At 67.6% G+C, this 21,369-nt stretch carries 22 protein-coding genes and 1 tRNA gene; 9 read left to right on the top strand and 14 right to left on the bottom strand.

Annotated features, from left to right (window positions below; genetic code table 11):
* Window positions 1–41: 41 nt before the first annotated feature.
* The 5 genes from HQ325_RS00540 to HQ325_RS00520 all read right to left on the bottom strand — a co-directional run bounded on the left by HQ325_RS00540 (window position 42) and on the right by HQ325_RS00520 (window position 5,697).
* Entirely contained in the window at window positions 42–1,775 is a 1,734-nt protein-coding gene (locus HQ325_RS00540) for an ABC transporter ATP-binding protein (protein ID WP_222626270.1), read from the bottom strand.
* Between the two features lie 66 nt (window positions 1,776–1,841).
* Window positions 1,842–4,172 carry an MMPL family transporter gene (locus HQ325_RS00535; RefSeq protein ID WP_222626269.1) on the bottom strand — a complete coding sequence of 777 codons (2,331 nt, stop codon included), beginning with the start codon at window positions 4,170–4,172 and terminating at the stop codon, window positions 1,842–1,844.
* A 54-nt stretch (window positions 4,173–4,226) separates the two neighbouring features.
* Window positions 4,227–4,865: a TetR/AcrR family transcriptional regulator gene (locus HQ325_RS00530; RefSeq protein WP_222626268.1), complete on the bottom strand. Its 639-nt coding sequence runs from the start codon at window positions 4,863–4,865 to the stop codon at window positions 4,227–4,229.
* 93 nt (window positions 4,866–4,958) lie between these two features.
* Window positions 4,959–5,540, bottom strand: coding sequence for an antibiotic biosynthesis monooxygenase (locus tag HQ325_RS00525; RefSeq protein WP_222626267.1), 582 nt, complete (start codon window positions 5,538–5,540; stop codon window positions 4,959–4,961).
* A 19-nt stretch (window positions 5,541–5,559) separates the two neighbouring features.
* Window positions 5,560–5,697 (bottom strand): hypothetical protein, encoded by a 138-nt coding sequence (locus HQ325_RS00520; protein ID WP_222626266.1) that lies wholly within the window; start codon window positions 5,695–5,697, stop codon window positions 5,560–5,562.
* A 305-nt stretch (window positions 5,698–6,002) separates the two neighbouring features.
* Here HQ325_RS00520 and HQ325_RS00515 point away from each other — a divergent pair, with 305 nt between their 5' ends.
* Window positions 6,003–7,064: a fatty acid desaturase gene (locus HQ325_RS00515; protein ID WP_374107174.1), complete on the top strand. Its 1,062-nt coding sequence runs from the start codon at window positions 6,003–6,005 to the stop codon at window positions 7,062–7,064.
* A 33-nt stretch (window positions 7,065–7,097) separates the two neighbouring features.
* Window positions 7,098–7,979 (top strand): sterol desaturase family protein, encoded by an 882-nt coding sequence (locus HQ325_RS00510; protein ID WP_222626265.1) that lies wholly within the window; start codon window positions 7,098–7,100, stop codon window positions 7,977–7,979.
* 79 nt (window positions 7,980–8,058) lie between these two features.
* On the opposite strand, the gene HQ325_RS00505 is transcribed toward HQ325_RS00510, so the two are convergent.
* The 6 genes from HQ325_RS00505 to HQ325_RS00480 form a co-directional block, all read right to left on the bottom strand.
* Window positions 8,059–8,742, bottom strand: coding sequence for a YceI family protein (locus HQ325_RS00505; protein WP_222626264.1), 684 nt, complete (start codon window positions 8,740–8,742; stop codon window positions 8,059–8,061).
* Window positions 8,743–8,814: 72 nt separating this feature from the next.
* Window positions 8,815–9,831, bottom strand: coding sequence for an aldo/keto reductase (locus tag HQ325_RS00500; protein WP_261777605.1), 1,017 nt, complete (start codon window positions 9,829–9,831; stop codon window positions 8,815–8,817).
* Window positions 9,832–9,898: 67 nt separating this feature from the next.
* A tRNA-Ser gene (locus HQ325_RS00495) sits at window positions 9,899–9,989 on the bottom strand.
* Between the two features lie 69 nt (window positions 9,990–10,058).
* Window positions 10,059–10,256: a CsbD family protein gene (locus HQ325_RS00490; RefSeq protein ID WP_027506610.1), complete on the bottom strand. Its 198-nt coding sequence runs from the start codon at window positions 10,254–10,256 to the stop codon at window positions 10,059–10,061.
* Window positions 10,257–10,373: 117 nt separating this feature from the next.
* Entirely contained in the window at window positions 10,374–10,811 is a 438-nt protein-coding gene (locus HQ325_RS00485; RefSeq protein WP_222628709.1) for a nucleoside deaminase, read from the bottom strand.
* A 32-nt stretch (window positions 10,812–10,843) separates the two neighbouring features.
* The gene (locus HQ325_RS00480) at window positions 10,844–11,401 is read right to left on the bottom strand and encodes a tRNA adenosine deaminase-associated protein (protein WP_204869600.1); all 558 of its coding nucleotides are present in this window, start codon (window positions 11,399–11,401) and stop codon (window positions 10,844–10,846) included.
* A 121-nt stretch (window positions 11,402–11,522) separates the two neighbouring features.
* Between HQ325_RS00480 and HQ325_RS00475 the strand changes: the two genes are divergently transcribed.
* Window positions 11,523–12,482: a prephenate dehydrogenase gene (locus HQ325_RS00475; protein ID WP_285189680.1), complete on the top strand. Its 960-nt coding sequence runs from the start codon at window positions 11,523–11,525 to the stop codon at window positions 12,480–12,482.
* A 12-nt stretch (window positions 12,483–12,494) separates the two neighbouring features.
* Here HQ325_RS00475 and HQ325_RS00470 read toward each other — a convergent pair whose 3' ends face one another.
* Window positions 12,495–13,103, bottom strand: a complete 609-nt coding sequence (locus HQ325_RS00470) for a putative glycolipid-binding domain-containing protein (protein ID WP_269320107.1) — start codon at window positions 13,101–13,103, stop codon at window positions 12,495–12,497.
* Window positions 13,104–13,416: 313 nt separating this feature from the next.
* Here HQ325_RS00470 and HQ325_RS00465 point away from each other — a divergent pair, with 313 nt between their 5' ends.
* Genes HQ325_RS00465 through HQ325_RS00455 form a run of 3 tightly spaced genes read left to right on the top strand, consistent with a single transcriptional unit; the run spans window position 13,417 to window position 15,811 of the window.
* Complete coding sequence (locus HQ325_RS00465; protein ID WP_222628706.1) at window positions 13,417–14,577, top strand: DNA (cytosine-5-)-methyltransferase; 1,161 nt, start codon at window positions 13,417–13,419, stop codon at window positions 14,575–14,577.
* Window positions 14,577–15,386, top strand: coding sequence for a hypothetical protein (locus tag HQ325_RS00460; protein WP_222626262.1), 810 nt, complete (start codon window positions 14,577–14,579; stop codon window positions 15,384–15,386). Before HQ325_RS00465 ends, HQ325_RS00460 begins: the two co-directional genes overlap by 1 nt.
* Window positions 15,383–15,811: a very short patch repair endonuclease gene (locus HQ325_RS00455; RefSeq protein ID WP_222626261.1), complete on the top strand. Its 429-nt coding sequence runs from the start codon at window positions 15,383–15,385 to the stop codon at window positions 15,809–15,811. The genes HQ325_RS00460 and HQ325_RS00455 overlap by 4 nt, the downstream gene beginning before the upstream one ends.
* Before the next feature lie 2 nt (window positions 15,812–15,813).
* Here the strand turns inward: HQ325_RS00455 and HQ325_RS00450 are convergent, their stop codons facing one another.
* Complete coding sequence (locus HQ325_RS00450) at window positions 15,814–16,323, bottom strand: hypothetical protein (RefSeq protein ID WP_222626260.1); 510 nt, start codon at window positions 16,321–16,323, stop codon at window positions 15,814–15,816.
* Window positions 16,324–16,417: 94 nt separating this feature from the next.
* On the opposite strand from HQ325_RS00450, the gene HQ325_RS00445 reads away from it, so the two are divergent.
* A complete protein-coding gene (locus HQ325_RS00445) occupies window positions 16,418–17,560 on the top strand; it encodes an FAD-binding oxidoreductase (RefSeq protein WP_222626259.1) in 1,143 nt (380 codons plus the stop codon).
* Between the two features lie 11 nt (window positions 17,561–17,571).
* Here the strand turns inward: HQ325_RS00445 and corA are convergent, their stop codons facing one another.
* Window positions 17,572–18,588, bottom strand: a complete 1,017-nt coding sequence (corA, locus tag HQ325_RS00440; RefSeq protein WP_222626258.1) for a magnesium/cobalt transporter CorA — start codon at window positions 18,586–18,588, stop codon at window positions 17,572–17,574.
* Window positions 18,589–18,766: 178 nt separating this feature from the next.
* Here corA and HQ325_RS00435 point away from each other — a divergent pair, with 178 nt between their 5' ends.
* Window positions 18,767–19,864 (top strand): ferredoxin reductase, encoded by a 1,098-nt coding sequence (locus HQ325_RS00435; RefSeq protein ID WP_222626257.1) that lies wholly within the window; start codon window positions 18,767–18,769, stop codon window positions 19,862–19,864.
* A gap of 38 nt (window positions 19,865–19,902) precedes the next feature.
* A complete protein-coding gene (locus tag HQ325_RS00430; RefSeq protein ID WP_222626256.1) occupies window positions 19,903–21,318 on the top strand; it encodes an acyl-CoA desaturase in 1,416 nt (471 codons plus the stop codon).
* Window positions 21,319–21,369: the final 51 nt, after the last annotated feature.

Here is a 21,369-nt window from a genome sequence, read left to right as displayed (position 1 = left end):
CGTGCCGGGAGCACCGGGACCGGGAGGACCGCCGGGCCGCGTCACGACACACCCGCCGCGGTGCGCTGCGAGTCGACGATCTCGGCATAGGTGGGACACGTCTCGAGCAGCTCGTCGTGAGTGCCGAGGCCGACCATCCTGCCGTCGTCGAGCACCACGATGCTGTCCGCGTCGCGGATGGTGGACACCCGCTGCGCGACGACGATGACGCACGCGTCGCGCGTGATGGGACGCAGTGCCGCACGAAGATTCGCGTCCGTCGTCAGGTCGAGAGCGGAGAACGCGTCGTCGAAGACGTAGATGCTCGGCCGCCGGATGACGGCGCGGGCGATGGCCAGTCTCTGACGCTGCCCACCGGAGACGGTGGTGCCGCCCTGGGCGACGGGGGTCTCGAGACCCTCGGGCATCTCGCGGACGAAGTCGGCGGCCTGCGCCACCTCGAGCGCGTCCCACATCTCGGCCTCCGTGGCGTCCTCCTTGCCGTAGCGAAGATTGGAGGCGATGGTGCCGGAGAACAGGAAGGGCCGCTGGGGGATCAGTCCGATCTCCGCTCGCAGCGCCTCCGGATCGAGTTCTCGCACATCGGTTCCGCCCACGCGTACCACTCCGTCGGTCGTGTCGATGAGACGCGGGATCAGGTTGATCAGCGTCGTCTTGCCCGAGCCGGTGCTGCCGATCACGGCCGTGGTGGTTCCGGCCGTCGCTCGGAAGGTCACGTCGCAGAGCACCGGGTGATCGGCCGCGGGATACGCGAAGCCGGCCTTGTCGAACTCCACCGTCGACGGTGCCGAGGCGAAGACGACGGGTTTCGCGGAGGGCACGACGGACGAATTCGTGTCGAGCACCTCGCTGATGCGCTCGGCGCACACGCTGGCGCGCGGGATCATCATCGCGATGAACGACGCCATGATGACCGACATCAGGATCTGCATGATGTAGCTGAGCAGGGCCGTCAGCGACCCGATCTCCATGCGTCCCTCGTCGACGGCATGACCGCCGAACCAGATCACCGCGACGCTGGTGACGTTGCTGATGAGCATGACCACCGGGAACATGAGCGCCATCAGACGGCCGACCTGCAGTGCAGTGGCGGTGAGGGCGGTGTTGGCGTCGTCGAAACGATCCACCTCGTACGGCTCACGCACGAAGGCGCGCACCACGCGGATGCCCGTGATCTGCTCGCGCAGAACGCGGTTGACCGTGTCGATGCGCTTCTGCATGACCTTGAACGCCGGGACCATGCGGACCACGACGAAGCCCATGCTCAGGGCCAACGCCGGCACGGCGATGCCGAGGAGCCACGACAGTCCGAAGTCCTCGCGCAGAGCCATGACGATGCCGCCGACGCACATGATGGGCGCCATCACCAGGATGGTGCAGCCCATCAGGACCACCATCTGTACCTGCTGCACGTCGTTGGTGTTGCGGGTGATCAACGACGGTGCGCCGAAGGTCCCGACCTCACGGGCGGAGAACGTACCCACCCGGTCGAGTAGCGCTCCGCGGATGTCGCGTCCGGCCGCCATGGCCGCTCGCGCTCCGAAGTAGACGCCGCCGATCGAGCAGGCGATCTGCACGGCCGACACCAGGAGCATGATCGTGCCGGTGGACAGGATGTAGCCGGTGTCGCCCGTCGTCACGCCGTTGTCGATGATGTCGGCGTTAAGACTGGGCAGGTACAGCGAGGCCACGGTGGCCACGAACTGCAGCACCACCACGCCTGTCAGTGCGCCGCGGTAGGGCGCCAGATACCGGCGGAGAAGTGAGATCAACACGTCGTGCATCCTTCCTTCTCGACCGGACCCGTCGGACGACAGGCGTGGTGGGTGCGGTTCATGGACTCAGCCCTGGTTCGCCGGCTGCTGACTCGGCAGTACGGTCTCGTCCGTCCTGCGGGTCAGTTTCTCACCTTCGATGTCCACGTTCGGCAGAATCTTGTCCAGCCACTTCGGCAGATACCAGGCCTTGTCGCCGAGCAGCGCCATGACTGCGGGGATCAAGATCATGCGGACGATGAAGGCGTCGAAGAACACCGCGGCCGCGAGAGCGAAGCCGATGGACTTGATGAACGAGTCCGGTTCCAGCATGAACGCGGCGAACACCGAGATCATGATGACCGCCGCGGCAGCGACGACGCGGGCGCCGTACTTGAAGCCCGTGACGATGGCGTCGCTCGCGGTCGCGCCGTGGACGTACGCCTCCCGCATCCGGGACACCAGGAACACCTGGTAGTCCATCGCGAGACCGAACACCACTCCGATCAGGAAGATCGGCATGAAGCTGACGATCGGCTGCGGATTGGAGATCAGGCCCAGTCCGCCCTCCTGGAAGATGAACACCGTCGCGCCGAACGTGGCCAGCACGCTGAGCAGGAAGCCCAGGGTCGCGGTCAGCGGGACGAGGATGGATCGGAAGACGACCATCAGCAGCAGGAAAGCCAATCCGACGACGACGGCGAGGTAGGGCACCAGCGCGTCCTGGAGTCGTTCGGAGACGTCGATCTCGAGTGCCGTCTGTCCGGTGACGCCGTAGGTCACCCCGTACTCGGACTGCAGTCCTCCCTCGGCGTCGCGCAGCGCGGTCACCAGGTCCTGCGTGTCCTCGCTGATCGGCGAGCTCTTCGGCGTGACAGACACCAGCGCGGTGTCCCCTGCCGGGTTGACGCCGGCCTGCTGAGCGTTCACCACGTCCGACTCGGCCGCGGCCTTGTCGACGACGGCCTGGAAGGCCGCGGCACGGTCGGCCTCGGGCACCTCGCTCGCGTCGACGACCATGAGCAGCTGGCCGTTGCGACCGGGACCGAATCCCTGGTCGACGAGGTCGTACGCCTCACGTGCCGGTGTTCCGGGTTCCGCGGTGGCCACCGACGGCAGCGCCAGGCGCAGCGAGGTCATGGGTCCGGCGATGACGCCGAGGATCACGATGCCGACGATCAGCACCAGCGCGGGGCGCTTGATGACCAGACGCACCCACCGCAGACCGTTGGTCGGCTTGTCGTCGTGCTCGGGGTCCGGCACGGTGCGGATCTTGCCGGCGAACGCCTTCGTGCCGAAGAGCCCGAGGACGGCGGGGAGCATGGTCAACGCGACGAGCACGGCGACGAAGACACCGAAGCCGGCGGCCAGACCCATCTGGGACAGGAACGGGATGCCGACGACGCGCAGAGCGACCAGCGCGATGAGCACCGTGGTGCCGGCGAAGACGACGGCGCTGCCTGCGGTTCCCACTGCGCGTGCCGCAGCTTCCTCCCGGTCGTCCGTCTCGCTCAACTCGTTACGGAACCGGGCGACGATGAACAGCGAGTAGTCGATGGCGACGGCCAGGCCGATCATGATGGCGAGGATCGGCGTGAACTGGGTGAGCTCGGCGAAGCCCGACGCGGTGGTGATCGTCAGACTGGTCACGCCGATGCCGACGATGGCCGTGATGAGCGGCAGTCCGGCGGCGACGAGCGATCCGAACATGACGACGAGAACGACGGCGGCGACGGCCAGGCCGATCAGCTCGGCACTACCGCCGGGCGGCTCGGCGGCCTGCATGGCGCTGCCACCGATCTCCACGGTGAGCCCTGCGTCACGGGCGGGCTGGGCGGCATCGGTCAGCTCGGTGCGGATCTCGGCCGTGACATCGGTGACGGTGCCGGTGACGGGGACGTCGAGGATGCCGATGGTCTTGTCGGGTGAGAGCGGAGACACGGCCGCCGCGTTCGCTGCCGCGACGTCCGGCGCGAGACCGGCCTCCGCGTACTGATCGACGATGGCCTGGTTGCCGGCGATCGGATCGAGGAGCGGCATGGCGCCCTCGGGCACCGGGCCGGCGGCGGGATCGGCCTTGGCCGTGTCCTTCACGGCAGCGATACCGCGAATGTTCGCGATGACGCTGTCGATGGCCGCGGTGTTCTCCGGCGAGTCGAGCGTGGTGCCGGCGGGCGCCTGGAACACGTACTGCGCAGACGCCGACGTCAGCGGATCCTCGCTGCCCCCGAAGCGCTCCTTCTGCAGGTCCAGCGCGGCCTGGGCCGGGGTTCCGGGGATGGAGAACGACGTGCTCGTCGGGCCGGACAACGTGGCTGCGCCGATGCCGGCCAACACCAGAATGGCGAGCCAGATCGGCAGCACGATGCCTTTCCGACGGTACGAGAACCGTCCTATGCGATACAGGAAGGTGGCCATGAGTGTTCTCCTCGTTCGGGGGTGTCGTGCTGCGGGTGACGGACGGACGCGCGATCAGTCGGGCGGGATCGGAGTGGAACCGGTGAGCGGCGCTCGGAAGCCCCGTTCGAGTTGAAGCATGGCGAGGCGGACCACCTCACCGGCGGATTCTGCTGTGGTGGAACCCTTCTCGGATGCCTCGGCGAAGAAGCCGAGCGCGGCACTGACGGTGGCGCCCACGGCAGCCTGGACCAACGAGGGGTACAGGTCCCGATCGGGATCGAGCCCGGTGCGCCGAGCCACGGCCTTCTTGAATGCCGCGGAGAGCGAGCGGTCGAACTCGAGCTTCTTCGCCAGCAGGGCCGGCGACTCCTCGACGAACCGCGCGATCGCGACCGTCTCGGTCAACTCGCGCTCCGGATCATCGACGATCTCGAAGACGATGGCGCGCACCGTGTCCCAGAAGTCCTCGTCCTGCGGACGGTGCTCGATCAGGTCCACCCACTCGAACGCTGCCTGCTCGAGGTAGTACAGCGCCGCTTCTTCCTTGCTGGAGAAGTAGTTGTGGAAGGTGCGCGTCGACACCCCCGCTTCGCGGGCGATCGCCTCGGCGGTCACGGTGTCGAAGCCTTGTTGCCGCCCGAGACGGATCGCGGCAGCGCTGAGTGCTGCACGGGTCTCCGCCTTCTTGCGGTCGCGTAATCCGGAACTCACGGATCCCACAGTACGGAACTTGCACGGCTCGGCAAGTTTGCAGTGGTGTGCACTTTTGTGACGCTCGCCACGCGTGACGGGTGTTTCAGACCGTCAGGGGGTGAGCCAGCGCTTCACGCGTGCAGTGATGAACGGCAGCAGGACGTACACCATGAGGGGTGTGCTCACGAGGGTGACGAGCAGGGTCCGGAGCACCAGGCCCAGCGAGAGATACTCGGAGACAAAGGTGTTGAGCAGAAGGGACAGGGGGAAGAACGCCGACCAGATGACGATGGCCTGCTTCCACCGAGGCGGCGGGGCACCCACGACGCGCACCGCGTCGGTGAGCGTCGACTGTGGCTCGAACCACCCCTCGACCCCCGTGAGGCGATGCGTCACATGATCGTCCGCCACGCCCACACCACGCGCGACCCAGGCGCGCCGGAACGGAGACGAGAGCCACTCCTGCAGATGGGCATCGGAGTCGAATCGGTAGAGCACGTAGTACTCGTGGGGATCGGTCGAGGAGCGCAACCACCCGCCGCCCAGGAAACCGTCGAAGGTGCGCAACACACTGATGCCGGCATCGGTCCAGGCGACGAAGTCCTGCTCACGGCCGGGCGTGATGCGCCGGGCCACCGAGGTCGTGACCGCCGTGCTCGTGGACGAGGCCCGGGCGTGCTGGGGATCCGTCATGTCAGGCGTTCGAGAGAAGTCAGTTCTTCTCGGAGAACAGTTGGGTGTAGACGGGAGGCGCCGCGTTGACGACGTCCCTGGCCGCGGACGTCGCGGGAGCCTCGACGGGCTCCGCATCGGCGGTGACGGGTGCGAGAAAGAGCTGTTCGGGTTCCATGGAAACCCCTTCATCAGTAGTTCGGTGGTGAGGAGAACGAATCGTCCGTCACGGGGGGAGAACGAGGCGCCGGTGAGAACCGCGGCGAGCTCGTGATCCGAACACTACGCCACGGGCCCGACGGGGCGCGGTACGACCACGCCCGGCCACGCCGAACTGTCGACGCCGTGCCCTGCCTGTGTCACACTTGTGACAGAGGCGTGACCTGAGCACTTCCCGCCCTCTCCGCGGTTCTCACCACTGCATCGACTGCCAGAACGACCGACAGCCACCGTGGCCAGACCGTCCACAGAACAGAGGCACCCGTGTCCGTCACCGCTGAACGCCCCAGAGACCGATTCGTCAGTTCGTACACCGAGCTGTCCGTCGCAGTGCGCGCCTCGGGGCTGATGTCCCGCCGCCGCGGCTTCTACTGGTCCCGCATCATCGGTACCGTCGCGGCATTCGTCGCGGTGTGGGTCGGCGCGTTCCTCCTCGGGGACTCGTGGTGGCAGCTCGCGCTCGCCGTCGCCCTCGCCGTCGTGAGCACGCAGTTCGGCTTCCTCGGACACGACGGGGCTCACCGCCAGATGTTCGATTCGGCCAAGTGGAACGAATGGACGGCCCGCATCCTGTCCGGCACGTTCGCAGGACTCTCGCTGCACTGGTGGCAGGGCAAGCACAGCAAGCACCACAACGCTCCGAACCAGATCGGCAAGGATCCCGACATCGGGAACGGGCCCATCGCCTTCGTCCCCGAGTACGTCGCGCAGCGCACCGGCTTCTACGGCGCGTTCACCCGCCGTCAGGGCTGGCTGTTCTTCCCGCTGCTCACGCTCGAAGGCGCCGCCCTCCACGTCGCCAGTGTGCGCACGTTGATCGGCTCCAAGGAGATCAAGCACCGCAAGCTGGAGTTGGCGCTCATCGCGCTGCGACTCACCATCGGGTTCGCACTGCCGTTCCTCGCGATGCCGGCCGGGCTCGCCGTCGGGTTCATCCTCGTGCACTTCGCCGTCTTCGGCGTTCTGCTGGGCGGCTCGTTCGCGCCCAACCACAAGGGAATGCCGTTGGTTCCGGCCAACGCGAAGATCGACTTCCTCCGCCGCCAGGTCCTCATGTCGCGCAACGTCGACGGCGGCCCCGTCACCGACTTCATGATGGGCGGTCTGAACTACCAGATCGAGCATCACCTGTTTCCCAGCATGCCGCGACCGAACCTCAAGAAGGTGCGGCCCATGGTGCGCGAGCACTGCGCCAAGCACGGGGTCACGTACACCGAGACATCGCTCGTGAAGTCGTACGGCATCGTCGTCCGCTACCTCAACCAGGTGGGACTGTCGAAGCGCAACCCCTTCGACTGCCCCCTGGTGCGCGAGTACCGCGCCTGATTCGTGTGACCGCGGTCACGTAGACTGCGGCGGGTGATCGCCGATCTGTGGAACAGTCTGCCGACCGGTCTCCGCGACCCGGTCGCACTCGCGGTGCCGGCGTTCCTCGTGCTGCTCGCGCTCGAGTGGACCGCAGCGATCGTCCTCGAAAGCCACAGCGACGAGACCGAGGACGAACCCGGCCGACCGTCCCGCGGAAGCTACCTCCGCGCCGACGCCCGTGCCAGCATTGCCATGGGGTTGGTGTCCATCGTCACCACCACCGCATGGAAAACCCTGGCGCTGCTGGGCTATTCGCTGATCTTCGCGTACGTCGCGCCGTGGCAGCTGCCCTCGGACCAGTGGTACACGTGGGTGATACTGCTGCTCGGCGTCGACATCCTCTTCTACTGGTATCACCGCATCGCGCATCGCACGCGCATCGTGTGGGCCACGCATCAGGCGCACCACTCGAGCGAGTACTTCAACTTCAGCACCGCTCTACGGCAGAAGTGGAACAACAGCGGCGAGATCCTGATGTGGTTGCCGCTTCCCCTGCTCGGCGTCCCGCCCTGGATGGTGTTCACCGGGTTCGCGATCAACCTGGTCTACCAGTTCTGGGTGCACACCGAGCGCATCGACCGCATGCCGCGCTGGTTCGAGTTCGTCTTCAACACGCCGTCGCACCACCGCGTGCATCACGGCCGTGACAAGGAGTACCTGGACAAGAACTACGCCGGCATCCTCATCGTGTGGGATCGCCTGTTCGGGACCTACGCCGACGAGACGTTCCGGCCGCACTACGGGCTGACGACTCCGGTGCAGACGTTCGACATCCTGAAGCTCCAGACACACGAGTACGCCGCCATCGCACGGGACGTGCGGACGGCGGCGACTCTTCGACAGAAACTCGGTTACATCGTCGGACCGCCCTGACAGGACGACCGGCCTCCGGCCTACCCGACATGACGACCGGCCTCCGGCCTACCGGCTGGACTCCCGCGGACGCTACGGCTCAGGCCTTCCCGAGCGTCACCAGGAAGTCGACGGAGCCGGTCGGATCCACGGTCACGAAGCCCAGCGACGGCGGCTCGATGCCGTAGTCGGTCCACGTCGCAGAAATGTTGCCCGAGGCGACGATGGTCTCGCCCGACCGCAGCACCTGCGTCTCGACGCTCACGTCGCGCGTCTGACCCTTGAGGGTCAGTGTGCCGTCGAGGGTGACGGTCGCCGTGGTGCCGTCGGTGGGCACCGTGGACAGATCCACCGGCGACGTCACCGTGAACGTGGCGGTGGGGTTGTTCGCGACGTCGAAGATGTTGCCGCGGAACTGGTTGTCGCGTCGGTCGCTGTCGGTGGTGATGGTCTCGGTCTGCACCACGATCTCACCGGCGGTGAGCTGCTGGTTCGCGATCGTGGCGCTTCCCGAGACGTCCGGCGTGGTGCCGACGACCGTGACGTCGGTGCCGTTGAGCACCTCGGCGACGGTGTACCCGGCCGATGTGGGGTTCGCCGAGTCACCGGGCGTGACGGTCCACTCACCGTCCAGGTCGCCCGTCGCCGCCTCGGCACCGGAGGTGGACACCGACGCCGCCGGATCGCTGCTCTCGATCGACGAGTAGATGCGCGGTCCGACGACGAGCGCCACGATCGCCAGGACGACGACCACGGCTCCGGTGATCCACCATTTCTTCTTCATGGCACGAACTTTAGTTGTCGCTTCAACGAGCGGCCACCGCTGCGGCCTGGGAATCCCCTGTGAAAGGTTCCGTCACCACGTCGAGTGGACGACGTCCCGGAGGTAGCGGTCGTAGATGCTCTGCACGCCGGCATCGAACTCGGCGCCGAGAAGCGCGACGCGCCCCGCCTCGGCGTTGGCACGCGCCTGATCCACGCTGCGGGCCCCCGGAATGACCGTCGAGATCTGCGGGTGCTGCCACAACCAGGCGATGGCGGCGGCGGCGGGCGTCGTACCCTCCGGAGCCGCGTCCGCGACCAGGGCGGAGAAGTCACGAGCCGCCGCAAGGCCCGTCTCGAACGGCACCCCCGAGAACGTCTCGCCGACGTCGAAGGCCTCACCGTTGCGGTTGAAGTTGCGGTGATCGTTCTCGGGGAACGTCGTCGACTCGTCGTACTTCCCGGACAGCAGGCCCGAGGCCAGCGGCACCCGCGCGATGATGCCGACTCCGGCATCGGCGGCGACGGACAGCACCTCGTCGACGGGCTTGAGCCGGAAGGCGTTGACGATGATCTGCACGGTGGCCACGTTCGGTCGGCGGATCGCCTCGAGCGCCTCCGCGACCGTCTCCACGCTGACGCCGTAGTGCGCGATCGCCTGCTCCTCGACGAGGGTGTCGAGGGCGTCGAACACCTGGTCGTCGCCGTACACGGCAGAGGGCGGGCAGTGCAGCTGCACGAGTTCCAGGGTGTCGACACCGAGGTTGCCGCGCGACCGGTCCACCCACGTGCGGAAGTTCGCGAGCGTGTAGTTCTCCGGCACCTGGTCGACGCGTCGACCCATCTTGGTCGCCACGGTGACGGTGTCCCGCAGGCCGCGATCGGCCAGGAATCCGCCGATCACCCGCTCACTGCGACCGTCGCCGTACACGTCGGCCGTGTCGAAGAAGGTGATGCCGCTGTCCACGGCGGCGTCGAGCACTGCCACGGCGTCCTCCTCGGACACGTCACCCCAGTCGGCACCCAGCTGCCAGGTCCCGAGGCCGACGCACGACACCTGCCGGCCGGTGCGTCCCAGGGTGCGGTTCTCCATCGCGTTCATGTTTCTCATCTCGTCGGTGTACCCGAAGTTCGTGAACGACAAAGCCCCCCAGCTGCCGAAGCAGGTGGGGGGCTCATGGCGGTGGCGGAGGGATTTGAACCCTCGGACGGGGGTTACCCGTCACACGCTTTCGAGGCGTGCTCCTTAGGCCGCTCGGACACGCCACCGGCGGATACGTTACCGGATGGGTGGCGCGGATCCGAAATCGCGACGTCAGGAGTCACGCTCGGGGTGGATCAGTGGCCGGTGAGCTTGTCCTTGATGTTGGACGCGGCGTCCTTGACCTTCTCCACGCCGTCCTTGACGGCGGCGGAGGTCTGGTCGCCCTGGCCCTCGGCCTTCAGGTCCTGGTCACCGGTGGCGTCGCCCGCGGCTTCCTTGCCCTTGCCCTTGAGGTCTTCTGCCTTGTTGCCGATCTTGTCGTCGAGACCCATGTGGTGCTCCTTCGAAGCGGAAGAACATGACATCCACCCCTCCGTTTCGGCGAGGCGGGCGACGCAACGCTGCGTCTGGCGTTCTACCGGGCAGTAATACCCCGTCGGTCGACCGCGTCAAACGTCGTTCGCGGTTCGAAAGAAGTCCCGAACCAGACCGGCCGCGTCGCTCTCGAGGACTCCGCCGACCACCTCCGGCCGATGCGTCAGGCGCCGATCCCGCACCACGTCCCACAAGGAGCCGACCGCGCCCGTCTTCGGTTCCCAGGCCCCGAACACCAGTCCGTCGACTCGCGAGAGCACTGCCGCGCCCGCGCACATCGTGCAGGGCTCGAGGGTGACGACGAGGGTGCATCCGGTGAGTCGCCAGCCGTCCCCGTGCCGCTCGGCGGCGGCGCGGAGCGCGAGCACCTCGGCGTGGGCGGTCGGGTCCCCGCGGCGTTCGCGTTCGTTGACCGCGGACGCGATCTCGTCGCCCGCCGCGTTCACGACGACGGCACCCACGGGAACGTCGCCCGCGGGCGTGGTGCGCGCGACCTCCAGGGCGCGACGCATCCAGACGTCACGCAGGTGGAGGGGCACCACGGTCAGCGAGGCAGTTTGTCGAGCACCGCGGCGAACTCTGCGGCGAACCCCAGGCGAGCGGCGATCATGCCGAGCTGCTCGTCGGGGTACAGGTCGGACTCCGCCAGGATGACGCCGAGGACCGGCTCGGGAAGACCCATGTCGCTCAGCAGGTCCAGATCGCCCTCGTCCCACGGCTCGACGTCGTCGAGCTCGTCCGGATCCAGATCGGGCACATCGATGTTCAGTCGGTCCAGGACGTCGGCCGCGATGTCGTAGTCGATCGCGGCGGTGGCGTCCGACAGCAGGACTCGCGTACCCGACGGTGCCGGACGGAGCACGACGAAGAACTCGTCGTCGACATCGAGGAGACCGAACACCGCACCGGCACTGCGCAATTCACGAAGTTCGGTCTCGGCGGCACTGAGACTCGTCAGGGCGTCCGCGGACAACGGCCGGCACGTCCACGTGCCCTCCTCGCGGACGACCGCGATGGCGAACCCCTCGAGATCGTCGTAGTCGTCGGAGCGGTTGTCACCTCGACCCTGGGACGAGGTACTGCCTCCGCGCTGTGCAGCCATGCGCGCAACCGTAGTCCCACACCGTCGCCCCGGCGTGCAGACCTCCCTGTTCAGGGGAAACAGCGGGAGATTTCGGTGTCGTGTGCCCGGCCGACGCTGCCGATGTGGAAATCTTCCCTCGGTGAACACACCCGACCGTCCCGTCTGTGTCCTGGGCCTCGGCCTCATCGGGGGCTCGTTGCTGCGCGCCGTGGTCGACTCGGGTCGCCCGGCATGGGGATGGAACCGATCGACCGGTGCCGTGGACGCCGCTCGCGCCGACGGGTACGACGTCACGGCGGACATCGCCTCCGCCCTCCAGCGCGCCGCCGAGGAGGACGCTCTCGTCGTCGTCGCGGTACCCATGCCGGCGGTCGACACCGTCCTGGAATCGGTGGCCGCGTACGCGCCGCACTGCGTGCTCACCGACGTCGTCAGCGTGAAGGCGGAGATGGCGGCCGCGGTCGCGCGCGCCGGACTCGGCGCTCGGTACGTCGGCGGACATCCCATGGCCGGCACGTCGGCCTCCGGGTGGCTCGCGGCCGACGTCGACCTCTTCCGCAACGCTGTCTGGGTCGTCACCGTGAACGACGACACCGACCCCGATGCCTGGATCGCGGTCGCCGATCTCGCGCTGTCCTCCGGGTCCGTCGTGGTCCCGGCCCGAGCCGACGACCACGATCGCGCCGTGGCCCGCGTGTCCCATCTCCCGCATCTGCTGGCGGAGGCACTCGCCTCGGTGGGCGCGCGGGGAGGGGAGCTCACGCTGCGGTTGGCAGCCGGCTCGTTCCGCGACGGCACCCGCGTGGCGGGTACGGCTCCGGCCCTGGTCAGCGCGATGTGCGATGCCAATGCGCCCGCCCTCGTCGACGCACTCGACGAAGCGCTCGCGGCGCTGCACAGCGCCAGGGACGCGCTGGCCGCCGACGCGTCGACCGAAGCACTGGTCGCCGCCGGTCATGCGGCGCGACTGAGCTACGACGAGCAGTTGCAGTGGTGGGAGATCACCGACGTCGTCGTCGGTTCGTCGTCCTGGCAGTCGGACCTCGTCGATGCCGGTCGCCGCGGCGGTGTCGTCCAGCGGCTGCCCCGGCGGGCGTGACGGTCGGACCCGTCAGATGCGCTCGGCGAGTCCGCGGTAGTCGGCGACGAAACCGTCCGAGTCGACACTGACGGCCGACGTCCCGACGGGCGAGACCACCTCGAACTCGTGCGGACCACGGCTGTAGGACAGAGTCTCCGCGCGGGCGGTGAGGACCGGCAGACCGACGTACACGACGGGCACCTGATGGTCGGCCGGGTTCGTCTGCAGGCCGAGACGACGGATCGCGAGAGTGTTGAAGAACGGGCTCCACACCAACTCGACGTCGAGTGCACCGCCGAACGAACTGCGGGTGGGTGAGCCGTCGTCGACGAGCCAGTAGCCCTCGGAGTCGCGGCTGATGGAGACCTGCTTCTCCCCCGACGCGACGGCCGCCCGCACGGACAACCTCTTGGTCACTCCCGATTCGTCCGTGACCAGGTCGTACGACGCGGAGAACGCCGGGTGCTCGTCGCACTCGCCGCCGATGATGCGACCGGCGGCCTTGATCCGCTTGCCGTTGAGCTGGACGCGCACCGACTCCATACGCGGGGCGCTGTGCGCCCGCCACGTCAGGATGGCCGGCCACGACGAGCCCGTCACGTCGGCGGACGACAGAGAATCGGCGGTGGGTGTGGTCACGCGTTCACGGTAGATCACACGAGCACGCCAAGTGCCGGAGCCGGGCGAATTGCCTGTGAATCCGCGTCCCCGTCACCGTCCGAGTGCCCCGTTCTCGGGAGATGAAACGGTCACGAGCAGGGTTTTCGTCGGCGACGAACGTGAGTGGGCGCACGACGCGTCACTCCGCGGGCGCTGCTCACAGCGATGTCGCCGTCTCGGTCGGACGCTGTGTCGGTGTTCTCGAGTAGCCTCACTCGAGATCGACGTCGGTGACCGGTGCCGCCGTCGCACACGACGGTGAGTGGGGGTACGCGTGTCCAGCCAGGGTGCCATGGTCGGCCTGTTCGCCGGCATCGGCGGTCTGGAGCTCGGCCTGGCACACAGCGGGTGGTCCACGAACCTGCTCTGCGAGATCGACGCCGGCGCGGGAGCGGTGCTGCGCTCGCGCTTTCCGGAGGTCCCGCTGCACACCGACGTCGCGACGCTGCGGGCGCTCCCCGCTGGAACAGAGCTGGTCGCGGCCGGTTTCCCGTGCCAGGACCTCTCGCAGGCCGGGCGCACGGCGGGCATCACGGGCGCGCGGTCGGGCCTGGTCGACGAGGTCTTCCGACTCGTCGCCCGCAAGCGTGGTCCACGATGGCTGTTGATCGAGAACGTGCCCTTCATGCTGCAGCTCGGCCGCGGCGCGGCGATGCGGCACATCACGCACGCGCTGGAGGATCTCGGCTACATGTGGGCGTACCGCGTCGTCGATGCCCGCTCCTTCGGCCTCCCCCAGCGGCGTCAACGCGTCGTCATGCTCGCCTCGCGTACGGACGACCCGCGCGAGGTGCTCTTCGGACCCGACGCCGGCATTCCCGAGGCCGGCGACGCCGACGTGCTGCCGTGCGGCTTCTACTGGACCGAGGGGGTGCGCGGTCTCGGCTGGGCGATCAACGCCGTCCCCACACTCAAGGGCGGGTCGACCCTCGGCATCGCCAGTCCCCCGGCCGTCCGGCTCCCGTCCGGTGAGCTGGTCACCCCGGGCATCTCGGACGCCGAACGGCTGCAGGGTTTCGACGCCGGGTGGACGGCCCCCGCCGTCGAGTCCCCGGGTGTCCGCGCCGGCCACCGCTGGAAGCTGGTCGGTAACGCCGTCAGCGTGCGCATGGCGACCTGGGTCGGTGAGCAGTTGACCACGCGCACCCCCTACGACGAGGGCTCCGACACCGAGCTCGTGCCCGGCCAGAGTTGGCCGTCGGCCGCGTGGGGCCGTGACCGGCGCGCGTTCCGAGTTCCCGCGAGCACCTGGCCGGTCCAGCAACCCTACGAGGATCTGAGCGGATTTCTGGAGGAGTCGAAGCTGTTGTCCGCCAGAGCCACTGCCGGTTTCCTCAAGCGCGCACGATCGGGCCGGCTGCGCTTCGCGCCCGGCTTCCTCGACACCGTCGAGTCGCACCTGCACCGGATGACCGACATCCCCGCCGTTCCCGAGCCCGTCCGAGTGGCCTGATGTTCCCGTTGACGTTCGCACTCGACTTCGCCGGCGATCGGCCCGCGCCCGACGCCGATCGCGGCGAGAAGAAGAATTACGCGCAGCGCCTGTCCAACAACCTCGCGCAGGTGGTCGCCGATGCGCTACGGCCTCGGTACTCGTCCATCACGCCCGACGCGCACGGCCTGGGCCAGGAGGCGCAGGTGGACGTCGCGAAGGGACGCAAGCGGCTCGACGTCAAGGCACTCGATCCCACGCTCGGACTCATTCTCTGCGTGTCCGTCAAGACCTACAGCTTCCAGGACTACAGCCCCACGTCCGGCCGGCTCGGCCGCTGGACGAAGAACATCGTGCGGAACGACCACGAACTGCGGGGTGAGGCGATGGTGCTGCACCAGCGCCAGCCGTACAGCGTGCTCGTCGCCGTGATGTTCGAGCCCTGGTCGACGTGCGAGGACGGCGACCCGGCCAAGAGCAGCGACACCGGCAAGAGTTCGTTCGCGCATCACGTCACGACTCTGTCCAAACGGTCGGGCCGCGGCAAGCGCCCCGTCGTCGGGATGCCGGGCCGGGCGTGGGTCGACCTCGGGGCCGAGGACACCCGCTACGACCTGTTCGAGAAGGTCTTCATCGGGCTCTACGAGCCGGACGGCCCGTACCGGGGTGAGGTGCGCTTCTTCGACGTCGACGAGGCGCCGCCGCGCAACGGCCGTCCTTCGGACCGCACCACACTCTCGTTCGAGGAATTCGTCGAGGTGGTGCACTCGGAAGTGGAGCGGCGCAACAGGTTCGCTCCCAGCTGGTCCGAGATCGACGACGACGAATGACGCCCGACGCTCGGGCGACGCCGCCGACGGACGCCGCCACCAGCGCCCGGTTCAAGAAACAGAAACGTCGCGACACCGAGCCCGAGGTGGCCCTGCGGAAGGAACTGCACCGAGCGGGACTGCGGTACTTCGTCGACAAGGCCCCGCTGAAGGGCATGCGACGACGGGCCGACGTGGTGTTCCCGCGTCGCCAGGTCGCGGTGTACGTCGACGGATGCTTCTGGCACAGCTGCCCACTGCATGCCACCCACCCGCGCACCAACGCCCAGTGGTGGGCGGACAAGTTGGCTGCCAACGTCGCTCGGGATCGCGACACGGACCGTCGACTGGACGAGGCCGGCTGGACCGTCGTGCGCATCTGGGAGCACGAGGATCCAGCCGTGGCAGCCGTGCGGGTCACCGAGGCGGTGCGCCCCGGCGCCTGACGTCAACGCTCGTGGCGTCCCGGAGTGTCGTGCTGGCCGACGACCGGCGCATCGGCGTGTCCGAGACCGGTGGCGCGGTCCGTGACGTTCCGGTCCGTGATGTCCCGGTCCGCGGAATTCTGATTCTGCTGTGCCGCGTTCGCGTCTTGGCGGCGCGGGGTGCCGTCGTCGTGCACGGTCGGGTCCAGCTTGTTCGCCCGTTCCCACTCACGGTCCAGTTCGTCACGCCCGGTGGCGGCAGTGCCCTGGTGCTCCTGCGCCCGCTGCTGCGCGATGCGGGCCTCGGCTGCCGCGGCGTCCGCCTCTGCCTGCGCACGACGGGCGTCGGCCTCGGACTTCTGGGCCAGCGCCTCGGACCGCTCCACCTCTGCGCTGCGCTCGGCGGCCCGCTCCCGGATCTCACCGGCCTGCTCGACGCGCTTCTGCTTCGCCTTCTTGGACAGTGCGACGCCGACGGCGACGAGCAACAACACCACCACGACCGCGATGACGATCCAGACAGCTGTGTTCATGACGGCTCCCGATGTTCGAGTGCGCGCACGTTGCGCGCGGGACGGGGTACCCCCGGGGCCCGATTTCCACACGAGCCGCCTACCCTCGACCGCCATGACCACCGATGTCGCCTCTCGAGCCCTCGACGTACTGGTGATCGGCGGCGGCATCGCAGGTGCCTCGCTCGCCTACGAACTCTCGTCCGATCGGACCGTGTGTCTGCTCGAGGGGGAGTCGGCCCTGGCGATGCACTCGACCGGGCGGTCTGCCGCGATGTTCCTCGAGACCTACGGCAACCACGTCATCCGTGGCCTGACGACGGCGAGCAGGGCTTTCCTCGTGGACCCGCCGGACATGGTGCGCGGAACGGTCATGACCCCGCGCCCCTTCGTGCAGTTCGCACGTCCGGGCCGAGGCGACGCTCTCGCGGAGATGTTCACGACTCTGCGGTTTCTGTCTCCCGATGCCCGCCTGCTCGAGACCGCCGAGGCAGTGGACCGGGCGCCTCTCCTCCGGCCCGCGGCCGTCGAGGCGGCGATCGTCGAACCGGGCGCACTCGACATGGACGTCGACGCGCTTTACCAGGGGTTTCTGCGGGGAGCACGCCGACGCGGGTGCACCGTCCGTACCGGGGCACGGGTCGTCGCGATCGACCGCGTCGGCGAGCAGTGGCGGGTCGCGCTCTCGACCGGCGACACTCTCGCCGCCACGGTGCTGGTGAACGCGGCCGGCGCCTGGGCGGACGACCTGGCCGACCTCGCAGGCGTAGCGAGGATCGGCCTGCAGCCGCGACGGCGCACCATCGCCGTGATGGACTCGCCGCCCGAGATCGCCGACACTCACCATCCACTGATCAGCGACATGGACGAGTCGTTCTACATCAAGCCGGAGGGTGTGCGGCTGCTCTGTTCCCCGGCCGACGAGACGCCGTGTCCGCCCGGCGACGCGAAGCCCGACGATCTCGAGATCGCTCGCGCCCTGGACGAGATCGCGGAGGCGACCGTGGTGACGAGCCGCCGTGTCCGATCGTCGTGGGCCGGGCTGCGCTCGTTCGTCGCCGACCGCACACCGGTGGTGGGGTTCGACCCGAGCGCGGACGGCTTCTTCTGGTGCGCAGGTCAGGGTGGGTACGGCATCCAGACGTGCGCGGCGCTGGCGCGTGTCGGTGCGGCGCTGGTCCGCGGCGAGCCGCTACCGGCCGATGTGACCGACCGGGGCGTCACCGCGGACGACCTGACGCCGAGCCGGCTGCGCTGAGCCGCGCGGGGCTAGAGCCACTTCTGTTTCCGGAACACGATGTACAGCGCGCATGACGCGAGCAGCATCGCGCCGACAGCGCCGGGATAGCCGAACGTCCAGCTCAGCTCCGGCATGTGCTCGAAGTTCATCCCGTAGATGCCGGCGATGAGCGTCGGGGCGAAGAGGATGGCGCCCCAGGACGAGATCCGCTTGACCTGCTCGTTCTGTTCCAGACTCACCTGGGTCATCGCGCGCATCTCGTCGTTCTGCCGCTGACCCACCAGGGTGGTGTGCACCGACAGCGCGTTCTGCAGGTTGGCGCGGAAGGAGTCGACGCGCTCGGTGATGCGGATCGCGTGGTCGAGCACGTCGCGCAGGTTGCGTCGTAGCTCGATGTCCACGTTGTACTTCTCCGAGCCGCGGCCGAGGGCCTCGATCATCGACACCAACGGGTGCGTCGCGCGCTGGAACTCGATCACCTCACGAGAGAGCTCGTAGATGCGACGGGAGACGTCGGGGTCGCCCGTGAACAGCTGGTCGTCGATCTCGTCGATGTCGTTCTCCAGACCGGACACCACCGGCTCGTACTCGTCGACCACCTGATCGAGGATCGCGTACAGCACGGCCTCGGTTCCCAGTTCGAGCAGCTTCGGCGCACCCTCGAGCCGTTTGCGGACCACGCCCAGGTCGGGCGACTCGGCATGGCGGATGGTGACGACGAAATCGGGTCCGCAGAACACGTGGAGCTCGCCGAACTCCACCTTCTCGGTCTCGTCGATGTAGCGCGCGGGGTGCAGGACGACGAACAGCTGGTCTCCGTAGCGTTCGAGCTTGGGCCTCTGGTGCGCCGCGACGGCGTCCTCGACGGCCAACCTGTGCAGCCCGAATTCTGTTGCCACCGAGTCGATCTCGGTCTTGTCGGGACGATACAACCCGATCCACGCCATACCCCCGCACGCCCGCAGGAGCTCGTACGTCCGATCCAGGCTCTCCGGCTCGTCGGTACGCGCCCCGTGCACGTACACGGCGTTGTCCACGATCGGCACAGTTCACCCCTCGTCGTCGCACGTCCGCCGCCCGTCGGGCGGCTACCAGGACGCTCGCATCCAAACCTCGGACACGAATCTTCGTCCACCGAGACGACGGAAGCGAAACGGACTCGTTTCTGTCCACAATCGTCCGTTTACGGACGCGGATCCGCGGGGTGGCGATAGCGTGTGACCTGTGGCAGAACGCGGCGCACGACCCCAGGTATCGGTACTCCGCCGAACCATGCTCAAGGCATTCAAACATCTGTCGAACCCGCTGAGGCCGGACGACTACTTCGAGATGATCAATCCGTTGTGGACCACCCAGGAGCTCCGCGGGAAGGTCGACCGGGTCGAGAAGGAAGGCACCGACGCGGTGTCGGTGTTCATCAGGCCGGGGTACGACTGGGGTGGGCATCAGCCGGGGCAGTACCTGAGACTCGGGGTGGTCATCGACGGCCGTTATCACTGGCGGGCGTACTCGATCACCTCGGATCCGCACGGCGACCACGGTCTGATCTCGGTCAGCCCCAAGCTGGTTCCCGAGGGCACGGTGTCCCCGTTCCTGGTGCAGGGAATCAAGCCGGGCGACATCGTGCGACTGAGCGAGATCGAGGGCGTCTTCACCCTTCCCGATCCCGTGCCCGCGAAATTGCTCTATATCAGCGCGGGCAGTGGCATCACGCCGATCATGAGCATGTTGCGCGAACTGGACCATCTCGACGCCATGCACGACGTCGTGGTCATCCACTCCGTGCACAGCCGCGACCAGACGATGTTCTCCGAGACCCTGGAACGCCTCGATCGCAAGCATTCGTCGCTGCGCCTCGACCTCCGGGTGACCGAGGAGCGAGGTCGGATGAAGGCGTCCGATCTGGACGAGTTGTGCCCTGATTGGCGGGAGCGCGAGGCATTCTGCTCCGGTCCCGGCGATCTGCTGGACGATCTGCGGGATCACTGGAAGACCGAGGGCGACCCGGACAAGTTCCACTACGAAAGTTTCCAACCCGTCATCGGTGGCGGTGACGAAGAAGGAGAGGGCGGCACAGTCCGCTTCATTCGCAGTGACAAAGAAGTCCAGTGCGACGGAGGTACACCCATACTCGCGGCCGGGGAGGACGCGGGGCTGGATCTCAAGTTCGGCTGCAGGATCGGCATCTGCCACACCTGCACCGGAACCCTCAAGAAGGGACGTTTGAGAGATCTACGCAATGGGGAAATCACCGAGTCCACGGGGCAGGCGGTACGCATCTGCGTGAACACCGCCGAGGGAGACATCGAAATCGATCTCTGACGAGACCGATTCACGTGCAGTAACAGGGAGGGTTCGTCATGAGCATCGACACCGGCAAGAAGACCGAAGTGTCCATCGAGAGTCCGCTCGCACATCTCAGCGAAGAGACCATCGAACAGTTGGCCAAGGAATTCGACGCCATTCACGACGAGGTCTACGCCGACCTCGGTGAGCGCGATCGCAACTACATCACCACGGTCATCGCGGCACAGCGCCAACTCGCTGTCGCGGGGCGCGTGATCCTCTTCGGATCCACGAGCCGCACCGCCTGGGTGGCCGGAACGGCATGCCTGGGTGTGGCCAAGATTCTCGAGAACATGGAGATCGGTCACAACGTCATGCACGGCCAGTGGGACTGGATGAACGATCCGGACATCCACTCGTCGGTGTGGGACTGGGACACCGCGTCCACCGCCGAGGCCTGGAAGCACTCGCACAACTACGTGCACCACACGTACACGAACATCCGCGGTAAGGACAAGGATCTCGGTTACGAGATCATGCGGATCGACCCGAACCAGCCGTGGTCGCCCGTCTATCTCGCGCAGCCGTTCTACAACCTGCTGCTCACGGCGTTCTTCGAGTGGGGCGTCGCTCTCCACGATCTCGACATCGAAGCGATCCGTCGGGGCGAGAAGCCCGTGAAGGACCTGCTCACCGACCTTCGTGGCATCGGCACCAAGGCGCGGCGTCAGATCGTCAAGGACTACATCGGCTGGCCCGCGGTCAGTGCTCTCGCCTACGGTGCTGTGCAGGTCGCGTCGGGTGGACGCGTGTCCGGCGCCGGCAAGTCGAAGCTGGGAGCGCGGTTGCGCTCACTGAGCTCGTCGAAGGCGACCAACTCCGTGGCCAAGGTCCTGGACAAGCACGGCGCCGGCATCGAACGCACCTTCGTCGCCACGCTGACGGCAGACTTCGTCGCCAACATCATCCGCAACGTCTGGAGTAACGCAATCATCTTCTGCGGTCACTTCCCGGACCAGGCCTACACCTTCAGCAAGGAAGAGACGGAGAACGAGTCCCGCGGCGGCTGGTACGTCCGTCAGCTCGTGGGCGCGGCCAACATCGAGGGTTCTTCGCTGTTCCACCTGATGAGTGGCAATCTCAGCTACCAGGTGGAACACCACCTGTACCCGGACATGCCCAGCACTCGGTACAAGGAAGTCGCGCCGAAGATCAAGGACATCTGCGAGCGCTACCAGCTTCCGTACAACACGGGGCCCTTCATCAAGCAGTGGGGATCGGTGCAGCGCACCATCATTCGGCTCGCCTTCCCCGGTGGCAAGATGGCCCCCAAGCCCGGCCCGTACCGCGGCGAGCGGGTCGGCGGATCCTCGTCGAAGCCCAGCGAGGCGGCTCGTTTCCGCAACCGCGTGCCGGCGGGTCACCCCGACTCGGGCCCCGAGCACAACGGTGGCGGCGTCGAGGCGAAGCTTCCTCCGCGCGGGGAGTGACGACGCGCTGCCGGTGACGGCAGCACTGATCTGACGAACGAGAGGTTTCGA

The organism is Rhodococcus sp. BP-349 (assembly GCF_019835845.1).
Lineage (GTDB): Bacteria > Actinomycetota > Actinomycetes > Mycobacteriales > Mycobacteriaceae > Rhodococcoides.
This window is presented reverse-complemented; position numbering and strand designations above follow the sequence as displayed.

Coding starts and splice junctions, on each gene's coding strand:
- HQ325_RS00480 (WP_204869600.1), bottom strand. CDS start 11,401: ATGGCTGCACAGCGCGGAGGCAGTACCTCGTCCCAGGGTCGAGGTGAC.
- HQ325_RS00505 (WP_222626264.1), bottom strand. CDS start 8,742: ATGAAGAAGAAATGGTGGATCACCGGAGCCGTGGTCGTCGTCCTGGCG.
- HQ325_RS00465 (WP_222628706.1), top strand. CDS start 13,417: ATGGTCGGCCTGTTCGCCGGCATCGGCGGTCTGGAGCTCGGCCTGGCA.
- HQ325_RS00535 (WP_222626269.1), bottom strand. CDS start 4,172: ATGGCCACCTTCCTGTATCGCATAGGACGGTTCTCGTACCGTCGGAAA.
- HQ325_RS00455 (WP_222626261.1), top strand. CDS start 15,383: ATGACGCCCGACGCTCGGGCGACGCCGCCGACGGACGCCGCCACCAGC.
- HQ325_RS00500 (WP_261777605.1), bottom strand. CDS start 9,831: ATGAGAAACATGAACGCGATGGAGAACCGCACCCTGGGACGCACCGGC.
- HQ325_RS00450 (WP_222626260.1), bottom strand. CDS start 16,323: ATGAACACAGCTGTCTGGATCGTCATCGCGGTCGTGGTGGTGTTGTTG.
- HQ325_RS00525 (WP_222626267.1), bottom strand. CDS start 5,540: ATGACGGATCCCCAGCACGCCCGGGCCTCGTCCACGAGCACGGCGGTC.
- HQ325_RS00430 (WP_222626256.1), top strand. CDS start 19,903: ATGAGCATCGACACCGGCAAGAAGACCGAAGTGTCCATCGAGAGTCCG.
- HQ325_RS00445 (WP_222626259.1), top strand. CDS start 16,418: ATGACCACCGATGTCGCCTCTCGAGCCCTCGACGTACTGGTGATCGGC.
- HQ325_RS00485 (WP_222628709.1), bottom strand. CDS start 10,811: ATGCGTCGCGCCCTGGAGGTCGCGCGCACCACGCCCGCGGGCGACGTT.
- HQ325_RS00520 (WP_222626266.1), bottom strand. CDS start 5,697: ATGGAACCCGAACAGCTCTTTCTCGCACCCGTCACCGCCGATGCGGAG.
- HQ325_RS00490 (WP_027506610.1), bottom strand. CDS start 10,256: ATGGGTCTCGACGACAAGATCGGCAACAAGGCAGAAGACCTCAAGGGC.
- HQ325_RS00460 (WP_222626262.1), top strand. CDS start 14,577: ATGTTCCCGTTGACGTTCGCACTCGACTTCGCCGGCGATCGGCCCGCG.